At 67.9% G+C, this 21,132-nt stretch carries 20 protein-coding genes; 8 read left to right on the plus strand and 12 right to left on the minus strand.

Annotated features, from left to right (window positions below):
* Positions 1-10 precede the first annotated feature (10 nt).
* From QHF89_RS16735 to QHF89_RS16760, 6 genes are all read right to left on the minus strand, one after another.
* Complete coding sequence (locus tag QHF89_RS16735; protein WP_284720580.1) at positions 11-1,492, minus strand: methyltransferase domain-containing protein; 1,482 nt, start codon at positions 1,490-1,492, stop codon at positions 11-13.
* 7 nt (positions 1,493-1,499) lie between these two features.
* Positions 1,500-2,150, minus strand: coding sequence for a transaldolase family protein (locus QHF89_RS16740; RefSeq protein ID WP_136972009.1), 651 nt, complete (start codon positions 2,148-2,150; stop codon positions 1,500-1,502).
* A 51-nt stretch (positions 2,151-2,201) separates the two neighbouring features.
* A complete protein-coding gene (locus tag QHF89_RS16745; RefSeq protein ID WP_136972010.1) occupies positions 2,202-2,840 on the minus strand; it encodes an HAD-IIIA family hydrolase in 639 nt (212 codons plus the stop codon).
* A complete protein-coding gene (locus tag QHF89_RS16750; RefSeq protein WP_136972011.1) occupies positions 2,837-3,454 on the minus strand; it encodes a D-sedoheptulose-7-phosphate isomerase in 618 nt (205 codons plus the stop codon). The genes QHF89_RS16745 and QHF89_RS16750 overlap by 4 nt, the downstream gene beginning before the upstream one ends.
* A gap of 169 nt (positions 3,455-3,623) precedes the next feature.
* Positions 3,624-5,612 (minus strand): potassium transporter Kup, encoded by a 1,989-nt coding sequence (locus tag QHF89_RS16755; RefSeq protein ID WP_425440845.1) that lies wholly within the window; start codon positions 5,610-5,612, stop codon positions 3,624-3,626.
* Positions 5,613-5,735: 123 nt separating this feature from the next.
* Complete coding sequence (locus tag QHF89_RS16760) at positions 5,736-6,038, minus strand: hypothetical protein (protein ID WP_136972013.1); 303 nt, start codon at positions 6,036-6,038, stop codon at positions 5,736-5,738.
* Between the two features lie 185 nt (positions 6,039-6,223).
* Here QHF89_RS16760 and QHF89_RS16765 point away from each other — a divergent pair, with 185 nt between their 5' ends.
* The gene (locus QHF89_RS16765) at positions 6,224-7,048 is read left to right on the plus strand and encodes a calcium-binding protein (RefSeq protein ID WP_284720582.1); all 825 of its coding nucleotides are present in this window, start codon (positions 6,224-6,226) and stop codon (positions 7,046-7,048) included.
* 86 nt (positions 7,049-7,134) lie between these two features.
* Here the strand turns inward: QHF89_RS16765 and QHF89_RS16770 are convergent, their stop codons facing one another.
* From QHF89_RS16770 to QHF89_RS16780, 3 genes are all read right to left on the minus strand, one after another.
* Complete coding sequence (locus QHF89_RS16770; protein WP_136972016.1) at positions 7,135-8,091, minus strand: carbonic anhydrase; 957 nt, start codon at positions 8,089-8,091, stop codon at positions 7,135-7,137.
* 125 nt (positions 8,092-8,216) lie between these two features.
* Complete coding sequence (locus tag QHF89_RS16775) at positions 8,217-9,299, minus strand: glycoside hydrolase family 5 protein (RefSeq protein ID WP_136972017.1); 1,083 nt, start codon at positions 9,297-9,299, stop codon at positions 8,217-8,219.
* Positions 9,296-10,084, minus strand: a complete 789-nt coding sequence (locus QHF89_RS16780; protein ID WP_136972018.1) for a cellulose binding domain-containing protein — start codon at positions 10,082-10,084, stop codon at positions 9,296-9,298. Before QHF89_RS16780 ends, QHF89_RS16775 begins: the two co-directional genes overlap by 4 nt.
* Before the next feature lie 184 nt (positions 10,085-10,268).
* Between QHF89_RS16780 and QHF89_RS16785 the strand changes: the two genes are divergently transcribed.
* From QHF89_RS16785 to QHF89_RS16810, 6 genes are read left to right on the plus strand one after another with little or no spacing between them, the layout of a single operon-like run.
* On the plus strand, positions 10,269-11,948 hold the full coding sequence (locus QHF89_RS16785; protein WP_284720583.1) for an ABC transporter substrate-binding protein: 1,680 nt from the start codon (positions 10,269-10,271) through the stop codon (positions 11,946-11,948).
* A gap of 27 nt (positions 11,949-11,975) precedes the next feature.
* Positions 11,976-12,953 (plus strand): ABC transporter permease, encoded by a 978-nt coding sequence (locus QHF89_RS16790; RefSeq protein WP_136972020.1) that lies wholly within the window; start codon positions 11,976-11,978, stop codon positions 12,951-12,953.
* A gap of 17 nt (positions 12,954-12,970) precedes the next feature.
* Entirely contained in the window at positions 12,971-13,870 is a 900-nt protein-coding gene (locus QHF89_RS16795) for an ABC transporter permease (RefSeq protein WP_136972021.1), read from the plus strand.
* A complete protein-coding gene (locus QHF89_RS16800; protein ID WP_136972022.1) occupies positions 13,863-14,828 on the plus strand; it encodes an ABC transporter ATP-binding protein in 966 nt (321 codons plus the stop codon). Before QHF89_RS16795 ends, QHF89_RS16800 begins: the two co-directional genes overlap by 8 nt.
* The gene (locus QHF89_RS16805; protein WP_136972023.1) at positions 14,825-15,832 is read left to right on the plus strand and encodes an ABC transporter ATP-binding protein; all 1,008 of its coding nucleotides are present in this window, start codon (positions 14,825-14,827) and stop codon (positions 15,830-15,832) included. The genes QHF89_RS16800 and QHF89_RS16805 overlap by 4 nt, the downstream gene beginning before the upstream one ends.
* A gap of 15 nt (positions 15,833-15,847) precedes the next feature.
* Positions 15,848-17,221, plus strand: a complete 1,374-nt coding sequence (locus QHF89_RS16810) for a GH1 family beta-glucosidase (protein WP_136972024.1) — start codon at positions 15,848-15,850, stop codon at positions 17,219-17,221.
* Here QHF89_RS16810 and QHF89_RS16815 read toward each other — a convergent pair whose 3' ends face one another.
* Positions 17,222-18,019: a hypothetical protein gene (locus QHF89_RS16815; protein WP_136972025.1), complete on the minus strand. Its 798-nt coding sequence runs from the start codon at positions 18,017-18,019 to the stop codon at positions 17,222-17,224.
* A 190-nt stretch (positions 18,020-18,209) separates the two neighbouring features.
* On the opposite strand from QHF89_RS16815, the gene QHF89_RS16820 reads away from it, so the two are divergent.
* Positions 18,210-19,019, plus strand: coding sequence for a methyltransferase domain-containing protein (locus QHF89_RS16820; RefSeq protein WP_136972026.1), 810 nt, complete (start codon positions 18,210-18,212; stop codon positions 19,017-19,019).
* A gap of 42 nt (positions 19,020-19,061) precedes the next feature.
* Here the strand turns inward: QHF89_RS16820 and QHF89_RS16825 are convergent, their stop codons facing one another.
* Together QHF89_RS16825 and QHF89_RS16830 are read right to left on the minus strand one after the other, a co-directional pair.
* Positions 19,062-20,261 carry a glycoside hydrolase family 5 protein gene (locus tag QHF89_RS16825; RefSeq protein ID WP_136972027.1) on the minus strand — a complete coding sequence of 400 codons (1,200 nt, stop codon included), beginning with the start codon at positions 20,259-20,261 and terminating at the stop codon, positions 19,062-19,064.
* An 8-nt stretch (positions 20,262-20,269) separates the two neighbouring features.
* Positions 20,270-21,064, minus strand: a complete 795-nt coding sequence (locus QHF89_RS16830; protein WP_284720584.1) for a CIA30 family protein — start codon at positions 21,062-21,064, stop codon at positions 20,270-20,272.
* Between the last annotated feature and the right edge of the window lie 68 nt (positions 21,065-21,132).

Consider the following 21,132-nt stretch of genomic DNA (forward strand, 5'->3'; position numbering starts at 1 on the left):
GCCGCCCGCACTACCGGAGCTCGTACCGCGACGAACCGCGCTGCCCCACGGGCAGCGCGTTCACGAGCCGGATCATCGTCCAGACCGTGCCGGCGATCTTCCGCAGCTTCGATTGCCCCACGCGCTCCTGGTAATCGATCGGCATCTCCACCACGCGGTAGCCGCATTTCGCCGGGAAGAGCAGCGTGTCGATGGGGAGGGCGTCGCCCTCGCCGTCGAAATCGAACGCGCGCATCATGCTCGACCGGTACGCCCGCATGCCGCTGTGCACGTCGCACGTCGGGATGCCGTGCATCACGTGCGCGAGGGCCGCGAACGACCGGTTCGCCAGGTAGTTCGGCAGCGGCATCGCCGCCGGCCGCGTGCGCGTGCGGGCGCAGTTCACCACGTCCACGCCTTCTTCCTCGACGATCCGCCGCAGCACCGGGATGTAATCGGCCGGGTAGGTGAAATCGCAGTCGAGGTAGATCAAGAGATCACTCTCGGCCGCGGCGCTGTACATGAGCAGCTCCATCGCCGGCCCGTGCCCGCGCGGCGGGAGCTGCCGCAGCACGCGCGCCCCGAGCCGCGCCGCGATCTCGGGCGTCCGGTCTGTCGAACTGTCGACGCACAGGATCTTGGCGTCGGGCGCGACCCTCCGGATCTCGCCCATCATCGCCTCGATGCTGTCCTCCTCGTTCATCGTCAACATGCCGACGGTCAGGCTGAGCTTGCGTGCCTTCGGCGGCTTGCGGGCGACGTACACGTTCTGGAAGGACAAAAGCTCCGGCGCGCGCGCCGCGACCACGTCCTCCACCGGGCGCACGAGCCCTTGGTAGAGCTTGTACGGCAGCGACTTGCGCAGGCTCTCCGGATCGGGCGTCCCGCCCGGCGCCACCGCCCGTTGCGCCGACAGCACCACGTCCTTCGCGGCGCGCACGAGCATCGGGTTCTGCCCGAGCCGCAGCACCTCCAGCCCCGCGCGCTCGAGCATCTGCCGGCCCGTCTCGCGCGTGAAGAAGCGCAGGTGCGAGTCGTCGAGGATGCCGCTCTGCGTGTACTCGAACTTCCCCGCGAGCAGCCCGAGGCGCACCGTCCACGCTGCCACGTTCGGCAGCGACACGATCACGTGCCCCCCGTCCTCCAGGTACGGGAGCAGCCGCTGGATCACCGCGATCGGATCGGCCACGTGCTCCAGCATGTCGGCGAAGAGCAGGAGATCGAAGCTCCGGCCGGCGAGGCCCTTCGTCACGGCCTCGTCGCTCGTCACGTCGATCGCGAGCACCTCGTCGAGCCGCTCCTTGGCCCGGTCGATCGAGGCCGGGACGATCTCGATCCCGGTCACGTGCGCGCCGCGCCTCTTCGCGGCCTCGCCGTTCAGGCCCACCCCGCAGCCCACGTCGAGCACCCGGCGCGGCCGTCCGATGGCGCCCACGAGCGCCGTGTTCTGCTCTTCGACGACGTACTTGGTGTTCGTCGCGCCTTCGGCCGTGGAAGTGCCGTTTGCCGTCACGGCGGGGCTACTTAGCACGGCTCGCCCAGGCTGCGTTGAACTCGCGGATCGTCTCGTCGGTCTTCGGGTTGTGCAGCATTTTCCGCAGGATGGCCGGCGGCACCGTCACCACGTGCGCCCCGTGCGCGAGCGCCTCGTTCACGTCGAGGATGTGCCGGATCGACCCCACGATGATCTTCGCCCCGAGCTTCTCCCGATCGAGCTGCGCCCGCGTCTCGGCGATGACGGGCCGCACGTCGTAGCCCATGTCCCGCACCCGCCCGCTGAAGATGGACACGTACGTCCCGCCCGCGAGCGCCGCCAGGTAGGCCTGGTTGAAGCTCATGGTGCACGTCACGTTCGTCTCGATCCCCTGCGTCGTGAGCGCGTGCGTCACGCGCAGGCCCGCCTCGCCGAACGGCACCTTGATCACGATCCGGGACGGCGCCCACGCGTGGTAGCGGTGCGCTTCCTCCAGCATCGCGCCTTCGGTCTCGCTCACGAGCTCCACGGAGACCGGGCCCTTCGAGGCGGCGACGACCGCACGGATGCGCTCTTCGAGATCCGTGGCGCCCGCCTCGCGCGCCAGGATGAGCGGGTTCGTCGTGACGCCGGCGATCACCCCCCAGGCGAAGATGTCCTTGATCTCCTTGGGATCCGAGCTGTCGAGAAAGAGCATGTCCACTCCGCGCTTCGCGCCCGGCAGGGGCCGGGGGCGGCGGAGCATAGATCAGCCCGGCGCCATGGCGAGCGAATCTCGGAGGCGCCGGGCGAGCTCGTCGAACCGGCTCGCCGACGCGTCGGGCCGGATCATCGGGATCTCGTCGAACCCCCCGCGCACCGGGCACATCTCGCAGCGCCCCCACTCGAACAAGAGCCCCGCGCGAAGCCCCGCCCCGCGCGCCGCCAGCACGTCCACCGCCGCGTCGCCGACCATCCACGAGCGTGCCGGATCGAGCCCGAGCTCGTGCACGAGCGACAGGAGCATCCCCGGCTTCGGCTTGCGGCACCCGCAGTCCGTGGCGAGCGCGGGATCGCCGCCCGGCCCGCCTTCCGGGTGATGCAAGCACGTGCGCACCGCCTCGATGCGGATCCCTTCCCGGGCGAGCGCGTCGACGAGCGCCTGGTTCGTCCGGGTGATCGCGCTCTCGGGGATCTGGCCTTTCGCCGCGCCCGGCTGGTTCGTGGCGATCGCCAGGACGAACCCCGCGTCCTGCAGGAGCGCGAGCCCTTGCGCGACGCCGGGCAAGAGGCGGATGTGATCGGGGTGGAAGGCGCTCACCACGGCGCCGAGATCGGCGTCGCGGACGAAGTCGATGAGCGTCCCGTCGCGGTCGAGGATCACGCCGGGGCGCGCGGGCGCGTTCATGCCTCGGCCACCATCTGCCGCAGCCGCTCGCAGATCAGGTGATGGTAGACCTCGTGGAACCCCTCCACGTGGGGCGTCGACGTGTGCCCGCCCGAGGTCCTCGGCACGATGATGGAGGCGTCCGCCATCTGCCGCAGCGCGCCGCCGTCGTAGCCCACGAGCGCGACCACCTTGCCGCCGTGCTTCTTCACGAAATCGGCTGCGGAGACCAGGTTTTGCGACCAGGGCCCGGCCTTGTCCGCGCCCGACCCGCCGTGCACGCTCAGGCACACGAGCACGTCGCCCGGGCCCATCGAGCCGTCGAGCTGCTCCAGGAAAATGCGGTTGAAGCCCACGTCGTTCGTGAGCGCGCTCAGGAGCGCCGCGTTGTCGCAGAGCGAGCGGCACTTGAAGCGCTTTTTGCCTTCCACCCAGGTGAACTTCGCGATGTCGCAGGCAAGGTGGCTCGCGTTCGCCGCGCTGCCGCCGTTGCCGCAGGTGTAGATGGTCCGGTCGTTTTTCCAGGCGTCGAAGAGGACGTCGATGACGGCGGTCAGGTCTTGCCGGCTCGTGCCGAGGGCGATCTCGGCCGTCTCGCGCAGGTAGGTGTCGACGAAATCGTGGGTGGACGACATGGGGCCGTCGTTCTAGAGCATCGCCCAGTTCGATGCTCGGAAGATCGCGAAGCGATTTTCCCTCGGGGGGTGAATCGTCCGGGCTTTGCCCGGACGAGAGGGGGACGCGAGGCGTCCCCCTCGGGACAAAAGAGCTCGGACCCTGGGGAGGGGGGCGCGTGTTCTTGCTTTACAGGTTGATCTGCATCCCGAACTCGACCACGCGGCCCGGCGGCAGCCCGAAGTACGCCGTCGCGGGCCGCGCGTTCCGGGAAATGAAGGCGAACAGGCCTTTTCGCCATCGCATCATCTTCGACCGCCCCGTGGGCAAGAGCGTCTCGCGGCCGAGGTAATAACTCGTGCGCTTCAGCTCGATGCCGAGCCCGTGCGCCTTGCAGGCGAGCAGCACGCTCGGCACGTGCGGCGTCTGCATGAAGCCGTACCGCGCCCGCACCCGATAAAAACCGTTCCCCTTGTCGATGACGCTGATGCGCTCCTCCGGCGGGATCTCGGGGACTCGCTCGCTCGTCACCGACAGCAGCACGACCTGCTCGTGGAGGACCTGGTTGTGCTTGAAATGGTGCAAAAGGACGGGCGGCGTCCCGTGCGGGTTCGAGGCCATGAAGACCGCCGTCCCGTGCACGCGGAATGGATTTCGCCGCGCGACGTCCTCCAGGAATTGCTCGAGCGGCAAAAGATCGGCCTTGAATGCCTCGCCGAGGATACGCCGCCCCGTCTTCCAGGTCGTCATCACCGTGAAGATCCCGGCCGCCATGACGACCGGGAACCAGCCGCCGTGGAAAAACTTCGCCGCGTTTGCCGTGAAAAACGAGATGTCGATGGCGAGGAAGACCAGGACGGGCGGCACGGCCTTCCAGAGCGGCCAGCCCCAGCGCTGCCGCACCACGACGAAATACACGATCGTCGTGATGGCCATCGTCCCCGTGACCGCGATTCCGTAGGCCGCCGCGAGCGCGCTCGACGTGCGGAACGTCAGCACCAGGGCCACGCAGAGGACGAGCAGCGCGCGGTTGATCTCCGGCACGTAGATCTGCCCCTCGGTGTGCTTCGAGGTGTGGACGATGCTGACGCGCGGAAAATACCCGAGCTGTACGGCCTGCTGCGTGAGCGAGAACGCCCCGGAGATGAGCGCCTGCGACGCGACGATCGTGGCCGCCGTGGCGATGGCCACGGTCGGGTAGAGGGCCCAGGAGGGGACGAGGGCATAAAAAGGGTTCGTCGCGGCGCCCGGGTTTCCGAGGAGCAGCGCGCCCTGGCCGAAATAATTGAGGAGCAGCGCGGGCCAGACCACCGTGTACCAGGCGGCGCGGATCGGACCGCGGCCGAAATGCCCCATGTCCGCGTAAAGCGCCTCCGCGCCCGTGATGCACAGGACCACGGCGCCGAGCACCATGAACCCGTGCGTGCCGTGTTCCAGGAAAAACCGCACCGCGTGACGGGGATCCACGGCCGCGAGCACGGCCGGGTTCGCCACGACGAACCGTCCTCCGAGCACGGAGATGGTCACGAACCAGACGAGCGTGACGGGCCCGAAGACCTTGCCGATCCCCCCGGTCCCGCGCTTTTGCGCCAGAAACAAGGCGACCAGAATGGCGACCGTGAGCGGCACGACGGCTGGGCGCAGCTTGTGGGTCGCGACCTCGAGGCCCTCCATGGCCGAGAGGACCGAGATCGCGGGCGTGATGACGCCGTCCCCGTACAAAAGGGCCGCGCCGAAGAGCACGAGCAGGACGAGCGGACCCGTCGGATTGCCTTTTCGCGGCGGGACCAGGGCGAGCAGCGCCATGATGCCGCCGGATCCCCGGTTATCGGCCTTCATGATGAACGTGAGATATTTGATCGTCACGACCATCAGGAGCGTCCAGAACACCAGCGACAGGATCCCAAGAATGTTTTCCGGCGTCGGATCGACCCGGTGCGAGGCGGTCGGGCTGAAGCATTCCTTGACCGCGTAAAGCGGGCTCGTGCCGATGTCCCCGAAGACGACGCCGAGCGCGCCGAGGAGCAGAGCCGCGCGGGGGCCATGGGCCACGGGCGCGCCGGGCTGAGCCGCCCTCGAGGGTACTTCTGTCATCGTATGCAGAGCCCTAAGGCCATGGGAGCGGAGAGGCGAGCGAGCGGTGGCCCGATGCGCCGCCTCGCTGGGGCGTTGCCCCAGACCCCACCGGGGCTGTCCGCCCCTGGACCCGGACCAGCGCAAGCGCTGGACTCGGGGTCGATGAACTGCGCGATGCGCAGTTCATCGAACAGCCAGGGGCAAGACCGGCGACGACCCTGCCCATCAAGGCCACAGCGCTGCGGGTTCAACCCGCAACGTGCACGTTGCCAGCTTGGAACCCACCTCCATGGTCTTCCCACGGGCCCGTGGGAAGAACTGCGTGGAGCGCAACTTCTGAAAATCCTTGTCGTTTCGCCCCACGGCATGCGCGAGGCTCCGGCGGAACGTCTGGATCTCCTTGTCGAGCACGGCGCCGGTGGCGCGGCTCTCCTTGAGGAGCTTCTGGTACGTCGTGTCCGCGGCTTCCGCCTCCGCCCACTCCCTGTTCGCCGCTGCGAGGGAGGGATACCGCGTTTCGAGCGCCACGAGTCTGTAGGCGAGGGGCTTGCCGTTTTCCGTGGTTGCCTCCTCCAGCGCTCGTGGCACAGCGGACGTGCCAGATCTCCGGCAGGTCGTGGCCCAGAATGTGTCACTTGCAACGTTGAGCTCTTCATTTTGAGGCGAACGTTACGCGGCACAGATGCTGCTCTGGAGCTGGGGTGGAGGTTCCCATGGCTCAGCTTGCCCGCTTCGTTTTTGGTCTGGTCCCCGCGCTCGCCCTCGTCTTCGGCGCCGCAGGGTGCGTCACGGAGGTCTCGACCGGAGATGGCCAACGTGAAGGCGGCGAAGGCGGCGAAGGCGGCGAAGGCGGCGAAGGCGGCGAAGGCGGCGAAGGCGGCGGCCACACCGAGGTCTGCGAGGCGTACGGGGGCGAAGGCTGCACGCCGGGTTCAGTTGCGCTGGAGCGACCGTGTGAGATATGCGAGCTCGGTGACGGGTGCAAGACGAGGTGGGCAACCATCGACAATTGCAACACGCCGCTCGTGCTCTCCTTCGACGGGGAAGCCGTCGAATTCGCCGCCGACGCGACGCGCGCGTTCGACGTGAATGGCACTGCGAGCCAGGTGACGGACTGGCCCACGGCGAGGACGCCTTGGCTGGCCCTCGATCGCGACCGCAGCGGGGCCCTCGAGGACGGGCGGGAGCTCTTCGGATCGATGACGCCGCTCGCGTCCGGGGGCACGGGGACGAACGGGTTCGTCCCGCTCCGCGAGCTGGACGCGAACGGTGATGGCCGGATCACCGCAGACGACCCGGCCTTCACGGAACTCGTCGTCTGGAGCGACAACGACGCCGACCGCGCGTCTTCGTCGAGGGAGCTCGCGAGCGTGGCTGCGTGGAGGATCGTGTCGATCGATCTCGATTATGGAGTATTTCCGCGCTGCGACGCGCGCGGCAATTGCGAAGGGGAGCGGGCATCGTTCCAGTATCACGACGCCGCAGGCATCTTGCGCACGGGTACCGTGATCGACGTGCGATTGCCGCCGCAGCGCTGAACGCGACGACCGCTCGTCGCGCGGGCAACCGAGGTCGCCTGCGGATCAAGGCTTGCTCGTCTCGATCCCGCGGCAAGCGAAGTCGGTCAGGGAGCGGGTTCGCCCGGATGAAACGTGACCGTGCGCCCGTCGATCGGCTGCACGTGGCGCGCGTTGTCCGGAAAAACCGAAACGAACTGGCCAATCTGCGCGGCGGAGCCGAGGATCGGCTTCTCCATGACGATCCATTGCACGTGCTCGCTGCAATCGGGCGTCGTGAGGGATCCGTCGTACCGGTAGAAGCCGCCGCGGTCGCCGAGCAACACCTCCGCGAGGCCCTCGGTCGAAAGGCACGTCCCTTCGCCCTCTGTGTCGGGCAGGTGCGCGAAGAGCGGGGCGAGGAACGTGTTTTCCTCCGGGCCGACGTCGATCATGACGGCGACGACCGCGCGCCGCGGCGGCCCGCCCGGGGACACGGGGGGCGCGGAATGCACGAAATGCGCTTCCATCGGGTGCGCCTTTCCTGCGATGCGATGCTCACTCGGCGCGTGGAAATGGAACTGCTCGAGCGTGTACGTCACGCCGTCGAGCACGAGCGTCCCGCCCGGCTGCTCGTGCGAAAACAACAACATCAGGGTGTGGCCGTTGTCGTAAAAACGCCCCGGCGCGTCGGCGTACGCGTGATCGTCGAGCCCGGAGCGCGCGGCGTCGCCCCTGACGGGATCCTCGATGTCGATGGGAGACTGGCTCCTGCCGTTGTCGCAATTCAGGTAACCATCGGTCGTGCCCCAGTGTTCCTGCCCCTCGGGCCCATCGTATTCCCAAGGATGGCCGTTCGGCTTCGGGGCCTCGGGGCACATCGCGAGGTCGATTTGCGTGTTCGTTTCGCCCGAAGGCGCGGGCGGCGCGCTCTCCATGCAGGCCCCGAGGCCAACGAAGGCGAGCGCTGCAACGATGAACCCCGCGCGTCCGGCGTATTCCCTGGTGGTCGTCTTGTTCGGCATATTGTCCGCGTTCTCCAGGAGACACGTGCCCTGATACAGCACGACTCCGATGAGGAGCACGCGGGGGAGACGGCGCGAGCCGGAGCGAGGTTCCCGTTATGGGCGCTCGGTCGCTGCGTTTGGAGCCCAAGAATCGAGCTCCCGGTTTTTCCGGGATTCCCGCCCTGGTTGGTGGAGGGCGAACGTCAATCGCCTTGCATACGTGCCCGGACGAACACGCCGTGCCCTTTCAGGTACGTGCTCGTCCACCCGCCGGCGACGGGGGCATGGGGCGCGAGAATGCAGCTCGAATCCTGGCCGCAATTGTCGAGCTTCCAGGCGGTCCAGCCGATGCCGTGCGTGTTCATCCACTCGTGCCAGAGGCGCGCGGCGTCCAGGCAGACTTGCCCGTCCGTCCCCCCGTCGGCGTGCGTGGCGCCCCACTCCGTCACGAAAAGGGGCAAACCTTTCGCGCGGGCACCTTCGGCCTTGCCGCGCAAAAAGTCCGTATGGGTACACGCATAAAAATGCAGCGTGTAAAGGAGGTTCGTCCCTTCCACCGGTGACGCCGCGGCGCGGTCCACGTCCTGCGACCAGTTCGGCGTGCCGAGCACGATCACGTTGTCCGGATCCTTGGCGCGGATCGCCGCGATCACGGCCTCGTGGTACGGCTTCAGCGTGCTCTGCCAGTCGAGATCCAGCGGCTCGTTGAACGGCTCGTAGATCACGTTGGGTTTGTTGCCGTATTTCGCGGCCATCTCGCTGAAGAACTGAACGGCCTGGTCCTTGTGCTGGTGCGCGTTGTGATCGTGCCAATCGATGATCACGTACACACCCGCGGCGATCGCGTTTTCGACGATCTGCTCCACCTGGCCCCGCGCTTTGTCGGGGTTCGTCAGGTACGCCCCGTCCGGCTCGACGCCCATGGCGGCGCGGGTCACGGTGGCCCGCCAGTTGTTCCGCATCCAGCGCAAAGCTTCGAGGTTCTGCGCGAAGCCTTCGTTTTCCCAGTTCAGCCACATGCTGCTCGGGCCCTTGAGCTGCACGCGCTCTCCGTTTTGATCCCGAAGCTCCGTGCCGGCCACCTCGAGCTGCCCGTGGATTTCGACCGGCGTCGGCCCCAGGTCCCCCGCGCCGACATCGTCGTCCGAGCCCATGTCCTCGGGATCGATGGTGGCCGGCGGCGGGCTCGACGCGCCCCCGGGATCACACCCCGGAGCGCCCATCAAGAGGAGCGCACACGCGCCGAGGACACCCGCGCGTCGCACGAGGACGTCGACCCGAATCACGGCTCCACCCCCCAGACGAGCGTGCCATTGTGGTAGAGCGTGACCCGGTCCCACTCGGTGAACGAGGTCTTCGTCGGATCGAACGAATAGTCGTTCGTCTCGTCGTAGCTGGCGTAATCCGACTTGTTGTATCGAGCCTGGATCTCGCCGCTCTGCTGGCCCGGCGCGAGCACGTCGGCGCCGCTGAACGACACCTGGAGATAATGATCGGCGTTCGCGCCCGATGTCGTCATGAACGCGCCCGACACCTTCCCACACCCGACGAACGCATAGTCGCAGTGGAATACCTCGCTCTGCGAACCGTTCGGCTCCAGCGTGTAGTAATAACGAATCGTCAGCTCGGAGAGCGACACGGACGCGTCGCTGCCGTTCGCGATGTTGAAATGAGGCTTGATCTCGGCGTTCGTCGCGTTCGTATCCGACGCCTTGTACCGCACGTAGAGGCCCGTCGGGGGCGCGCCGCCCGCGCCGGTGCTGCTCGCGCTGCTGGAGCTTGCGGAGCTTGCGCTGCTTGCGCTGCTGGAGCTTGCGGAGCTTGCGCTGCTTGCGCTGGAGCTCGAAGCACTGGAGCTGCTCGCGCTGGAACTCGAAGCACTGGAGCTCGAGGAGCTGCTCGCGCCGCCCGGGCCGCCGCCGCCCGCTCCCCCCGGACCGGCGCCGCCGGAGCCGGGTTCGAGGCCGCTCCGGTCCGGATCGACCCCATAAGCGCACGCCGCGAGCAGCGCGGCGACGGAGACGAGGATCCCCATCCTCGCGGACGACACATCGAAGCCTCTGGTTCGCATGATGAACTCCCTCTCCTCGTCCCGAGAGAAGCCACGCTTGTGGGACCGAGGCACCGGCAATGCCATATCATGGTCGCCCGCAAAGATCGACGCCGCCCGCCGCGTCAAAGTGACCTTGACGCTCGGCGAAAAATGCGGGTAGCGTCGAGGTGAAACGAATTCGATGGCCCTGAAAGATTCCTCGATGACACGATTGCGATGGCCCCGCCGGCGGTTTTTGGCCGCGGCGCTCCTCGGCCCGCTCGCGAGCGCGTGCTCCGGGCGGCGCGGCGCCGCGCGGCGTGATCCCGGCGGCGTCCTCACGGTGTCGACCGAGCAGCAGGCCTCCTGGGTCCGCAACTTCAATCCCCTGCTCGCGCCCGGGAACATCCGCTGGCCCACGCGGGCTGGAATCTACGAGCCGCTTTTCATCTACGACACGATGGGCGGCAAGGTCGTCCCCTGGCTGTCGAGCGGCTTCACCTGGGGCCCCGACAAACGGACGCTCCATTGTACCCTCCGCCCCGGCGTGACCTGGTCCGACGGCCAGCCCTTCACGGCCGACGACGTCGTCTTCACGTTCGAGATCCTCCAGCGCCACAAAGCGCTTGATCTCTTCGGCGTCTGGTCCTTCCTCGACGACGTCCGGGCGACGGGCCCGGACGCCTTGGTGTTTTCCCTGAAGAAACAATACGTGCCGGGCCTCGTTTACCTCGGCCACCAGCCCATCGTGCCGCGGCACGTGTGGCGGGACGTGCCCGACCCCGTCACGTTCACGAACGAGCGCCCCGTGGCCACCGGGCCGTTCACCGAAATCACCGTCTTTCAGAATCAGGTGTACGAGCTCGGCCGAAACCCGCGCTACTGGCAGCCTGGCAAACCCGCCCTCCGGGGCCTCCGCTTCCCTGCGTATCCCGGCAACGACCAGGCGACGCTCGCGCTCCTCCACGGCGAGGTGGACTGGGCCGGCAACTTCGTGCCCGACGTCGAGCGCATCTTCGTCGCGCGGGATCCGGCCCACCACCATTACTGGTTCCCGCTCGTGGGCGGGACCGTCATGTTGTATCCGAACGCCGCGCGGGCCCCGCTCTCGGACGAACGCGTGCGCAAGGCGATCAGCATGTCGATCGATCGCGCCCTGCTCGTGAAGGTCGCGATGTACGGATATACGCGCGCCGCGGACGCGACCGGGCTCCACGACGGATACGCGCGTTTTCGCAGCCCCGAGGCCGCGGCGGCCGGCGACTGGATCTCGCACGACATGGAGCGCGCAGGGCGGCTGCTCGACGAGGCCGGGTATCCGCGCCGCGCCGATGGCCTTCGCGCCTCGGCCGACGGCGCGCCGCTCACGCTCGACGTCCACGTCGTCACGGGCTGGTCCGACTGGATCCGGGCCGCGCAGATCATCGCCCAGGGCTTGCGCGCGCTCGGCGTCACCTCGGCGGCGCGCGCCTACGACTTCAGCGCCTTCTTCGAGAAGCTGCAAAAAGGCGCGTTCGACCTCTCGCTCGGCTGGTCCTCGGACGAGCCCACGCCGTATCATTTTTATCGGGATCTGATGGGTACGGCGACCCTTCGGCCCCTCGGCGAGCCCGCCGCGCGCAACTGGCACCGGTTCGGCAGCGAGGAGGCCGACGCCCTGCTCGCGGCATTCGAAGGGGCGGCCGACGAGCGCGAGGAGATGCGGCTCTCGCACGCGCTCGAGCGCCTCTTCGCCACGCGCGCGCCGGTGATCCCGCTCTTCCCGAACCCGTCGTGGGCCGCGTTCAACACGCGCCATTTCGAGGGGTTTCCGAGCGCGCAGGATCCCTACGCCAAACCCTCGCCCTACAGCGCGCCGGAGTGCTTGCTCGTCCTCACGCGGATCACGCCGCGGGGCGCGTGAGGGGAAAGGTTCACGAGGAGACGGCACGTGCGATACCTCCTGCGACAGCTCGGCTTGTACATCCTCGCGGCCTGGGCCTCGCTCACCTTGAATTTCATCGTCCCGCGCCTCGCGCCCGGGGATCCCGCCTCCGCGATGTTCGCGCGGTACAAGGGACAACTCCAGCCCGAGGCGCTCGCGGCGCTGCGCGAGGCGTTCGGCTTCACGGGCGGGCCGCTGCACGAGCAATACGCGGCGTACCTCGCGCACCTCTTCCGCGGCGACCTCGGTGTTTCGGTCGCGTACTTTCCGGCCAAGGTCACGGATGTCCTCGCGATGGGGCTCGGCTGGACGGCGCTGCTCACGGGCTCGTCCGTGGTCGTCGCGTTCGCCCTGGGATCGCTGCTCGGCGTCATCGCGGCGTGGCGAAGGGGTGGCGCCTTCGACGCGACGCTCCCGCCGCTGCTCGTGTTCCTCGGCGCGTTTCCTTATTTCTGGCTCGCGATGATGCTCCTTTATGGATTCGGCTTCACGCTCGACGTGCTGCCGCTGCGCCACGCGTATGCCGACACGCTCGCGCCCTCGATGAGCGTCTCGTTCGTCGCGAGCGTCGTCGAGCACCTGCTCCTGCCGGCGACCTCGATCGTCCTCGCGAGCGTGGGCGGCTGGATGCTCTCCATGCGCAGCTCGATGATCGGCGTCCTCGCCGAGGATTACGTCACGATGGCGCACGCGAAGGGCCTGTCGCCCCTCCGGATCATGTTCCATTATGCGGCGCGCAACGCGCTCCTCCCGAACGTCACCGGCTTCGGCATGGCGCTCGGGTTCGTCCTCGGCGGGTCGCTCCTCACCGAGATCGTCTTTTCGTACCCGGGCCAGGGCTATCTCCTCGTGCAGGCGGTTCGCAGCCAGGACTATCCGTTGATGCAGGGCATCTTCCTGACGATCACCATGGCCGTGCTCGCCGCGAACTTCCTCGTGGACGTTCTTTACGTATGGCTCGATCCGCGGACGCGTGGACGTTGAGGGCAGGGGAGCGCGCGATGCAGACACCGAAGATCCCTCGAAAAGCCGCGGCGGGCCTCGTGATCCTCGGGGTGTTTTTCCTCATGGCGCTCGTCGGGCCCCTCGTCGCGCCCCACGATCCCATGGCGTTCGTCGACATCCCGCTCCAGCCGCCCTCGCGCGTGCACCTGCTCGGCACCACGGGGCAAGGGCAGGATGTTTGGTCTCAAACGATCGCGGGCGCCCGGTCGTCGCTCCTCGTCGGCTTCGTGGCCGGGCTCATGATGACGACGATCGGCGCGATCGTCGGCGCCGTCGCGGGCACGTTCGGCGGGCTCGTCGACGACGTGCTCTCGCTCCTCACGAACGTCTCGCTCGTCATCCCTGCTTTGCCCCTGGCCGTGGTGCTCGCGGCGTATCTGCCCGCGGGCACGAGGGCCCTGCTCGTCGTGCTCGTCACGACGGGCTGGGCCTGGAATGCGCGGGTGGTCCGCGCGCAGGTGCTCTCGCTCCGCAACAAGGATTTCGTGGCCGCCGCGATCGTCACGGGCGAGAGCCGGCTCCACATCGTCTTTCGCGAGATCCTGCCGAACATGACGTCGGTCCTCGCGTCGTGCTTCATCAGCGCGACGGTGTACGCGATCGGCGCGCAGGTCGGCCTCGAGTTCCTCGGGCTCGGCGACATGAGCCTCGTGACGTGGGGGACGAACCTTTATTGGGCCAGCAACGATGCCGCGCTCCTGACGGGCGCGTGGTGGACCCTCGTGCCGACGGGCCTCTCCGTCGCGCTCGTCGGCTCCGCGCTCGTCCTCGTGAGCTTCTCCCTCGACGAGATCACGAACCCGCGCCTGCGCGCCGTGTCGGCCTCGGCCCGCGCCCTCGCCGCACGCGGGATCCGCATGGGCGCGTCGACCCCCGTCGTGAGGGATCATGGCTGACGTGCCCCTCCTTGCGGTCGAGGATCTCGTCGTCGAATACATGACGCCGTCGGGCCCAGTGCGCGCCGTCGACGCCGTGTCGTTCGTGCTCGCGCGCGGCGAGGTGCTCGGCCTCGTGGGCGAGTCGGGCAGCGGCAAATCGACCGTCGCGCAGGCGCTCGCGAGGATCCTCGGACCGCCCGCGATGATCACGGCCGGCCGCGTGCTCTTCGAAGGAAGCGACGTGCTCGCCATGCACGAGGACGACCTGCGCCGCTTTCGCTGGCGCAAGATGTCCTTCGTCCTCCAGAGCGCGATGAACGCGCTTTGCCCCGTTCTGACGATCGGCGAGCAGATCATCGACGTCCTCGTCACGCACGAGCGGACGAGCGCGCGCGCCGCGCGCGAGCGTGCAGCGCACTTGCTCGAGCTCGTCGGCATCGATCCCGCGCGGCTCACGAGCCATCCACACGAGCTCTCGGGCGGTATGCGTCAACGTGTTGGCATCGCCCTGGCGCTCGCGCTCGATCCGCCACTCGTCATCATGGACGAACCGACGACAGCGCTCGACGTGGTCGTCCAGCACGAGGTGCTCTCGAAGATCGCCGAGCTCAAGGAGAAGCTCGGTTTGTCCGTCCTCTTCATCACGCACGACATGTCGATCGTGTCGCAGTTCGCCACGCGCATCGGCGTGCTCTACGCGGGGCGCCTCGTGGAGATGGCGCCCACGCGCGAGCTCTTCCGCGCGCCGCGACATCCCTACACGAAGGGCCTGCTCGGCTCGTTCGTCTCCTTGCACGGCCCACGCCGCAGGCTCGCGGGCATCCCGGGCTCTCCCCCCGATCTGCGTCGGTTGCCCGCGGGCTGCGCGTTCCGCGCGCGTTGCGCCGAGGCCACGGCGCGCTGCGCGACGGAAGCGCCCGTGCTGCGCGGGATCGGCGAGGACCACTCCACCGCTTGCCACCTCGTGTCCCCATGAGCGAGCCCGATCAAATGCCCCCGCTCCTCGACGTGCAGCACCTCGGCAAGCTGTATCGCGTCGGAGGATGGTTGCGCCCGAAGCACCTGCGGGCGCTCCACGACGCCTCCTTCACGCTCGGCCATGGCGAGATCCTCGCGCTCGTCGGTGAATCGGGCAGCGGCAAGAGCACGATCGCGCGGCTCTGCGTGCGCCTCGAAGCGCCGACGAGCGGGCGTATCCTCCTCGACGGCCGCGACGTCCTTCACGAAGAGCGAGGCCACGCGACGCTCGCGTATCGCCGTCGCGTGCAGATGATCTTCCAGGACCCCTTCGGCTCCCTGAACCCCGCGCGCACCATCGGCCAGCACCTCGAACGCCCGCTGCTCTTGCATGACAAGGCGAAGACGCGCGCAGATCTCTCCGCCCGCGTTCATGCCTTGCTCGACACCGTGGGCCTCGTCCCCGCGCCCGAGGTCGCTGCGAAATACCCGCAGGAGCTCTCGGGCGGGCAGCGGCAACGCGTCGCCATCGCGCGTGCCCTCGCCGTGGAGCCGGATCTCATTCTCGCGGACGAGCCCGTGAGCATGCTCGACGTCTCGATCCGCGCCGATGTCCTCAACCTGATGCTCGACCTCAAGGAGAAGCGCGGCATCTCGTTCCTGTACATCACCCACGATCTCGCGAGCGCGCGGTACGTCGCGGATCGGATGATGGTGATGTACGCGGGCCACATCGTGGAAGCAGGGCCGAGCGACGCGCTCTTGGAAAAACCCCTGCACCCCTATACAAACCTCCTGCTCTCGGCGGTCCCCGAGCTCGAAGGCTCGTTTGCCCGCGGGCTGCCCGCGCGCTCCGGCGCGCCCGCGCTCGTCGATCCGCCGCCGGGGTGTCCTTTCGCCGCGCGTTGCCCGGACGTCACCGACGTTTGTCGACGTGAAACCCCGCGCCCGGTCTCGCTCGACGAGGGGCGCGTCGTCCGTTGTCACCTGTACCCCGAGCCTTCTCGGACCCGAAGCGAGTAAACCCAACGAGGCACCATGTCCAAGTACGTTTTTCCTGAGAATTTCGTGTGGGGTACGGCCACGAGCTCGTACCAGATCGAAGGCGCGGCGAACGAAGACGGCCGCGGCGAGTCCATCTGGGACCGGTTCTCGAAGACTCCGGGCAAGGTGAACGACGGCTCGAACGGCGACGTCGCTTGCGACCATTACCATCGCTACCGCGACGACGTCGCGCTCATGAAGGACCTCGGCGTGCGCGCGTATCGCTTCTCGGTGGCGTGGCCGCGCGTCTTGCCGAAGGGCCGCGGCGCGACGAACGCGGCGGGCCTCGATTTTTACGAACGCCTCGTCGACACGCTCCTCGCGGCGGGCATCGAGCCCTACCTCACGCTCTACCACTGGGATCTCCCGCAAGCGCTGCAGGACGAGGGCGGATGGGCGAACCGCGCCACTGCCGAGGCGTTCGCCGCGTACGCCGACGTCGTGAGCAAGCGCCTCGGCGATCGCGTCAAGAAGTGGATCACGCACAACGAGCCCTGGTGCGCGGCCCTGCTCAGCAACCAGATCGGCATCCACGCGCCGGGGCTCCGCGACTATCGCGCGGCCCTCTCCGTGAGCCACCACCTGCTCCTCTCGCACGGCCTCGCCGTGCCCGTCCTGCGCCAGAACAGCCCCGGCGCCGAGGTCGGCATCACGCTGAACTTCGCGCCCACGTTCCCCGCGTCGCGGAGCGCCGCCGATCTCGACGCGGCGAGGCACCACGACGGGTACTTCAATCGATGGTTCCTCGATCCGCTCTTCGGCCGCCACTATCCGGCCGACATGATCGCCGACTACATCGAGGCCGGGCACCTGCCTCCCGAGGGGTTCACGGACGTGCGCCCCGGCGACCTGAAGATCATCGCCGCCCCCTGCGATTTCCTCGGCGTCAACTACTACAACCGCACCGTCACGCGCAGCGACAAGGTGCCCGAGGAGGAGAACCTCCCGCGCACCGTGCACGTCGCGCCGCGCTCGGAGTGGACCGACATGGAATGGGAGGTCTACCCCGACGCGCTCCGCCAGCTCTTGACGCGCCTGCACCTCGAATACGGACCGGCGAAGCTCTACGTCACGGAGAACGGGGCGAGTTATTCGGACGGACCCGACGCGGAGGGGCGCGTGCGGGACGAGCGGCGGACCCGCTTCTTGCGCGACCACTTCGTCGCGGCGCGCCGCGCGATGGACGCCGGCGTGCCGCTCGCGGGCTACTTCGTCTGGTCCTTGCTCGACAACTTCGAGTGGGAGCGCGGCTACACGCAGCGCTTCGGCATCGTGTGGGTCGACTACACGACGCAGAAGCGCATCCCGAAGGACAGCGCGCTCTGGTACCGCGGCGTCATCGCGGCGAACGCCGTCGACGAGGGGTGATCACGCGCCGCGGAGGCGCACGAACAGCTCGTCGGCGCAGTTGTCCCAACCATCCGCGCATTGGCTCAGCCATTCCTCCTCCGACGAGCGTTCGTAACGACGACCCCACGCGGCGCGATGCACGATGCGCCCCGCGTGCAGCAGATCCAGGCGTGTGATCGCCCTGTCGCCGCGCTGCACCCACCCCCCGAGCTCCCCGGGCTCCACGGCGCTGACGGGCTTGCCGTCGTGGCACGGCGTCGTCGGCGTGGGCAACCCTCCCGCCGTCCGCTCCACGTGGGCGCTGAAGCGCGCACCGGGGCCCACCGCCATGTCGATCCGCTCGTTCAGGGCCAGATACGTCCCGACGCAGGCGCCCTTGTACCCCTCGGCCGTTTCCTCCCACGGCAGGCCTTCCGGCAGACGCTGCAGGAGCGCTCGATCCTGGGAAACGATGCGCACCTCGTCGAAGGCGTACCGACAAGGGCGTCTTCGCAGGTATCCGTCGAACGCCGATTCCCCGAGGACGGGCGCCCATTCGTAGATGACGTCGGCGTCCGTGCCTTCGTCGGCGAAGCGCACCCAGATTTCCTCGAACTGCACGAGCTCTTCCACCTCGAGATGGTAGAAGCCGGCGCCTTTCCCCGAACCCACCTGCACGTCGAGGCAGCCGGGCGTCCCGAGGTCGTACCAAACCGGGACCCAGTAGGACCCACGCTCACCGAGGATCCGTTCGAGCAGCGATTCGGCGCGAGGTGCTGTCAGGACCTCACCGGGGCCCAGGTACAAGCGAGCGAACTCGGTGAAAATGTTCGACATCGTGAGGAAAACCTCATTCCGTGGGAATCCCTTACCTCCTCGGGCCTCCCGAAGCGACCGTCACGATATGTGAGCGGAAACTCATGTGTGGGTCCGTAGAGCAAGAAAATTCGACGAAGACGCCACGTTTTGACAAAGCGAAGGCGCAGGGGGCGTCTCGACGCTCTACGAAGGAGTGAAAATCGGACTCATGGGAGAGGAAGTTTATCTGCTCGGCCACAGCGCTTCGGAGGTTCATCGGCTCGTGGGGCAGGCGGAAGAGCTTTCGGCGGAGGCGGACTGGCTCTTCGACCAGCTCGATGTTCGCCCGGGCGCACGCGTGATCGACCTGGGTTGTGGTCCGCGCGGCGCGCTCGAACAGCTCTCCGCGCGCGTGGGCTCCTCCGGCACGGTGATGGGCCTCGAGCGCAACGGTGGAACGGTCGAGCTGGCGCGCGCGTTCGTCGCCGAACATGGCCTGAAAAACGTCGAGCTGATTCGATCCGACGCCCGCGCGACGGGCCTCCCGCGTGGCGCATTCGATCTCGTCCACGCGCGCCTTTTGCTCGTCAACGTGCCGCGACCCGAGGAGGTCGTCCGGGAGATGATGGCGCTGGCACGGCCAGGCGGCGTGGTCGCGAGCCACGAGGCCGACTATACGCCGCATGGTTGTGATCCGCCCTGCGAAGCGTGGGACCGCCTTTTCCAGCTCTACGCGGCGCACGCGCGCGATTGTGGCATCGACTTGTTCGTGGGTCGCCGCACCCATCGCTTGTTTCGCGAAGCAGGACTGACGGACATCCACGTCCGACCGCTCGCGCACGTCTATCCGAGCGGCCATCCGCGCCGCGATATCTTTGTCCGCTTCATCGAGAACGTGCGCGCGGAGTTGATCGGAGCGGGCAGGATCGAGGCGAGCGAGCTCGACGCGCTGCGGGACGCCCTCGCGGCGCACCTGGCGCGCGAGGACGTCCTCGTGATTTCACATCTGTTTCTTCAGGTGTGGGGACGAAAGCCCTGACCGGCCCCCGCAGCGGGAGGGGATCCCGCGGGGAACCCCCTCTCAGGGGTTCTGCAGCGCTGCCTTGACGACCTGCCCGGACGCGCTCGGATCGCCGTTCCAGTTCGTGATGAGCGACGGGAAATCGCAGCCTTTCGGGTACCACGCCCAGCCAGTCCAGGACAGGCCGCGCTGCTTCGCGTACTCGAGGAGCTGGCTCGTGTAGTTCGTCGAGCAATCGAAGCTCCCGAACTCCGTGATGAAGATCGGATCGGTCGCCGCGAGGAAGCCGAACTTCTGCTCCCACGTCCCGGGCTGCTTGCTGTCGAAATCGTAGGGGTGCGTGACGTACACGATGTTTTGCCCCTGGACGCGGTTCTGCGTCACGCCCGAGAGATCAAAGGCCCAGTCGAGGCCCCCGACGAGGACGAGGTTTTGCGCGCCCGTGGCCCGGACCGTGTCGTAGAGCTGCTGCATGCCCACGGCCTGGAAGCCCTCGCCGCTGTCGCCCCCGTTCCGCCACACCGACCAGGAGACGTCCCGCGGCTCGTTGTAAAGCTCGAACAGCACCCGGCCGTTGTTCTTGTATTTCTCGGCCACGGATTGCCAGAACTTCACCGAGTTCTGATCCGCCATCCGCTGCTGCTTCGTGTCCCAGTTGTTCATGTCCCCGCGATCCGACCAATGCAGATCGAGGATGACATCGAGCCCGGCCTGCAGCGCCCACTGGATCGCCTGATCGATGTTCTGCTGGTATTGCCCGTCGTAACGGACATGCCCCGGCAGCCAGAAGCCCTGGTTCAGCGAGAGGCGCGTGATGTTCGCGCCCCAGCCCTTGATCTTCTGGAAATCGGCGAGCGAGACGTTCTCGCCCTGGGGCGTCCATTCGTGCGACGGCCGCGCGAGCCCGCGGAACACGTGCACGTTGCCATTCTCATCGTAAATCTTGTTCCCCTGGACGTAATACCCGCCCGGGGGGACGGGCGGCGCGCCACCGCTGCCGCCCGTGCCCGAGCTCGACGAGCTGCTGGAGCTCGACGAGCCGGGCCCGCTCGATGCACCCGACGCGCCCGCGCCACCCGCGCCACCCGCGCCACCCGCGCCAGGCGAGGAGCCGCCCATGCCCATGGTGGACTGGGCGCCGCCGTCGCCGCCCTGACCGCCCGTTGGGTTCGACGTCGCGCCGACGTCGCACCCGAGCACCCCGAGCGAGACCCCGAGGAGCGACCAACCGAGGAACACGAAGCCGCGTCGTGATTGCATGGGTTTCCTCACTGGTAGAAAGCGATGTCGTCGATCCAGATGTCGAACGCCATGCTTTGCGCCGCCTGGAAGTGGATGTAATACAGCGCGTCCTTCTTGATCGCCGTGAGGTTCTGCTTCGACCAGTTCACGGTCGCGAGGTCCGCGAAGCTGAACTTGAACTCCTTCCAGTCCGTCGTGAGCGTGACGTTCGCGCCGAAGTCGTCGCTGCACGTTGCGCCGCAGTTGCCGGCCTCGGGCGTGGTCTGCGAGTCGCCGACATTGAGGCGCACGGCGCCGGTTCCGCCGCCGATCTTGGCCCAGAACTGAATCCCCGCGAACTGCGCCGCATTGAACGCCTTTTTCGTCACGCCGTCGTTGTTGAGGTCGAACCCGAAGCCGGCGCCCCACGTCGTGAATCCGCTGCCCTTCGTGTTCGCCCCGTACGCGCTCGAACCCCGGGGGGGCGAAAGCGCGGCCATCTCGAAGGGATCCCCCACGGTGGGCGTCTGCGTCGCGCCGACCGTCTCGTCGTTGTACGTGTACCAGGCGCCCAGCATGCCCGCGTTCGGCGTGATCGAGCCGTTCTGGTCCTCCATGTCGTCGATGAGGGTCACCTGGCCCTGCCCGCCGCCGCCGGGGCCGCCGCCGCCGGGGCCGCCGCCGCCAGGGCCGCCGCCGCCGGGGCCAGGGCCGCCGCCGCCGCTCGCGCCCGAGCCGCCATCGCCGGTGCTGCTCGAGCCCTCATCGCACGCGGCGGCGGAAACCACGAGCAAGCCCATCACGACGGCGAAGAGAGCACGATTCTGGTTCATGAATTTCATGGCTATACCGAACCTTTCGGGGGGAGCGGAAGGGGGCGCCGCTCGCAAGGAATGGGGACATCGTAGCG

Source organism: Polyangium sorediatum (assembly GCF_029946465.1).
In the GTDB taxonomy this organism is placed as follows: domain Bacteria; phylum Myxococcota_A; class Polyangia; order Polyangiales; family Polyangiaceae; genus Polyangium; species Polyangium fumosum.

What these genes read in the sequence shown, in the direction of transcription:
- QHF89_RS16830 (WP_284720584.1), bottom strand. Translation starts at nt 21,064, where the DNA reads ATGAAATTCATGAACCAGAATCGTGCTCTCTTCGCCGTCGTGATGGGC.
- QHF89_RS16815 (WP_136972025.1), bottom strand. Translation starts at nt 18,019, where the DNA reads ATGTCGAACATTTTCACCGAGTTCGCTCGCTTGTACCTGGGCCCCGGT.
- QHF89_RS16795 (WP_136972021.1), top strand. Translation starts at nt 12,971, where the DNA reads ATGCAGACACCGAAGATCCCTCGAAAAGCCGCGGCGGGCCTCGTGATC.
- QHF89_RS16820 (WP_136972026.1), top strand. Translation starts at nt 18,210, where the DNA reads ATGGGAGAGGAAGTTTATCTGCTCGGCCACAGCGCTTCGGAGGTTCAT.
- QHF89_RS16745 (WP_136972010.1), bottom strand. Translation starts at nt 2,840, where the DNA reads ATGAACGCGCCCGCGCGCCCCGGCGTGATCCTCGACCGCGACGGGACG.
- QHF89_RS16810 (WP_136972024.1), top strand. Translation starts at nt 15,848, where the DNA reads ATGTCCAAGTACGTTTTTCCTGAGAATTTCGTGTGGGGTACGGCCACG.
- QHF89_RS16805 (WP_136972023.1), top strand. Translation starts at nt 14,825, where the DNA reads ATGAGCGAGCCCGATCAAATGCCCCCGCTCCTCGACGTGCAGCACCTC.
- QHF89_RS16765 (WP_284720582.1), top strand. Translation starts at nt 6,224, where the DNA reads ATGGCTCAGCTTGCCCGCTTCGTTTTTGGTCTGGTCCCCGCGCTCGCC.
- QHF89_RS16825 (WP_136972027.1), bottom strand. Translation starts at nt 20,261, where the DNA reads ATGCAATCACGACGCGGCTTCGTGTTCCTCGGTTGGTCGCTCCTCGGG.
- QHF89_RS16780 (WP_136972018.1), bottom strand. Translation starts at nt 10,084, where the DNA reads ATGCGAACCAGAGGCTTCGATGTGTCGTCCGCGAGGATGGGGATCCTC.
- QHF89_RS16800 (WP_136972022.1), top strand. Translation starts at nt 13,863, where the DNA reads ATGGCTGACGTGCCCCTCCTTGCGGTCGAGGATCTCGTCGTCGAATAC.
- QHF89_RS16785 (WP_284720583.1), top strand. Translation starts at nt 10,269, where the DNA reads ATGACACGATTGCGATGGCCCCGCCGGCGGTTTTTGGCCGCGGCGCTC.
- QHF89_RS16750 (WP_136972011.1), bottom strand. Translation starts at nt 3,454, where the DNA reads ATGTCGTCCACCCACGATTTCGTCGACACCTACCTGCGCGAGACGGCC.
- QHF89_RS16740 (WP_136972009.1), bottom strand. Translation starts at nt 2,150, where the DNA reads ATGCTCTTTCTCGACAGCTCGGATCCCAAGGAGATCAAGGACATCTTC.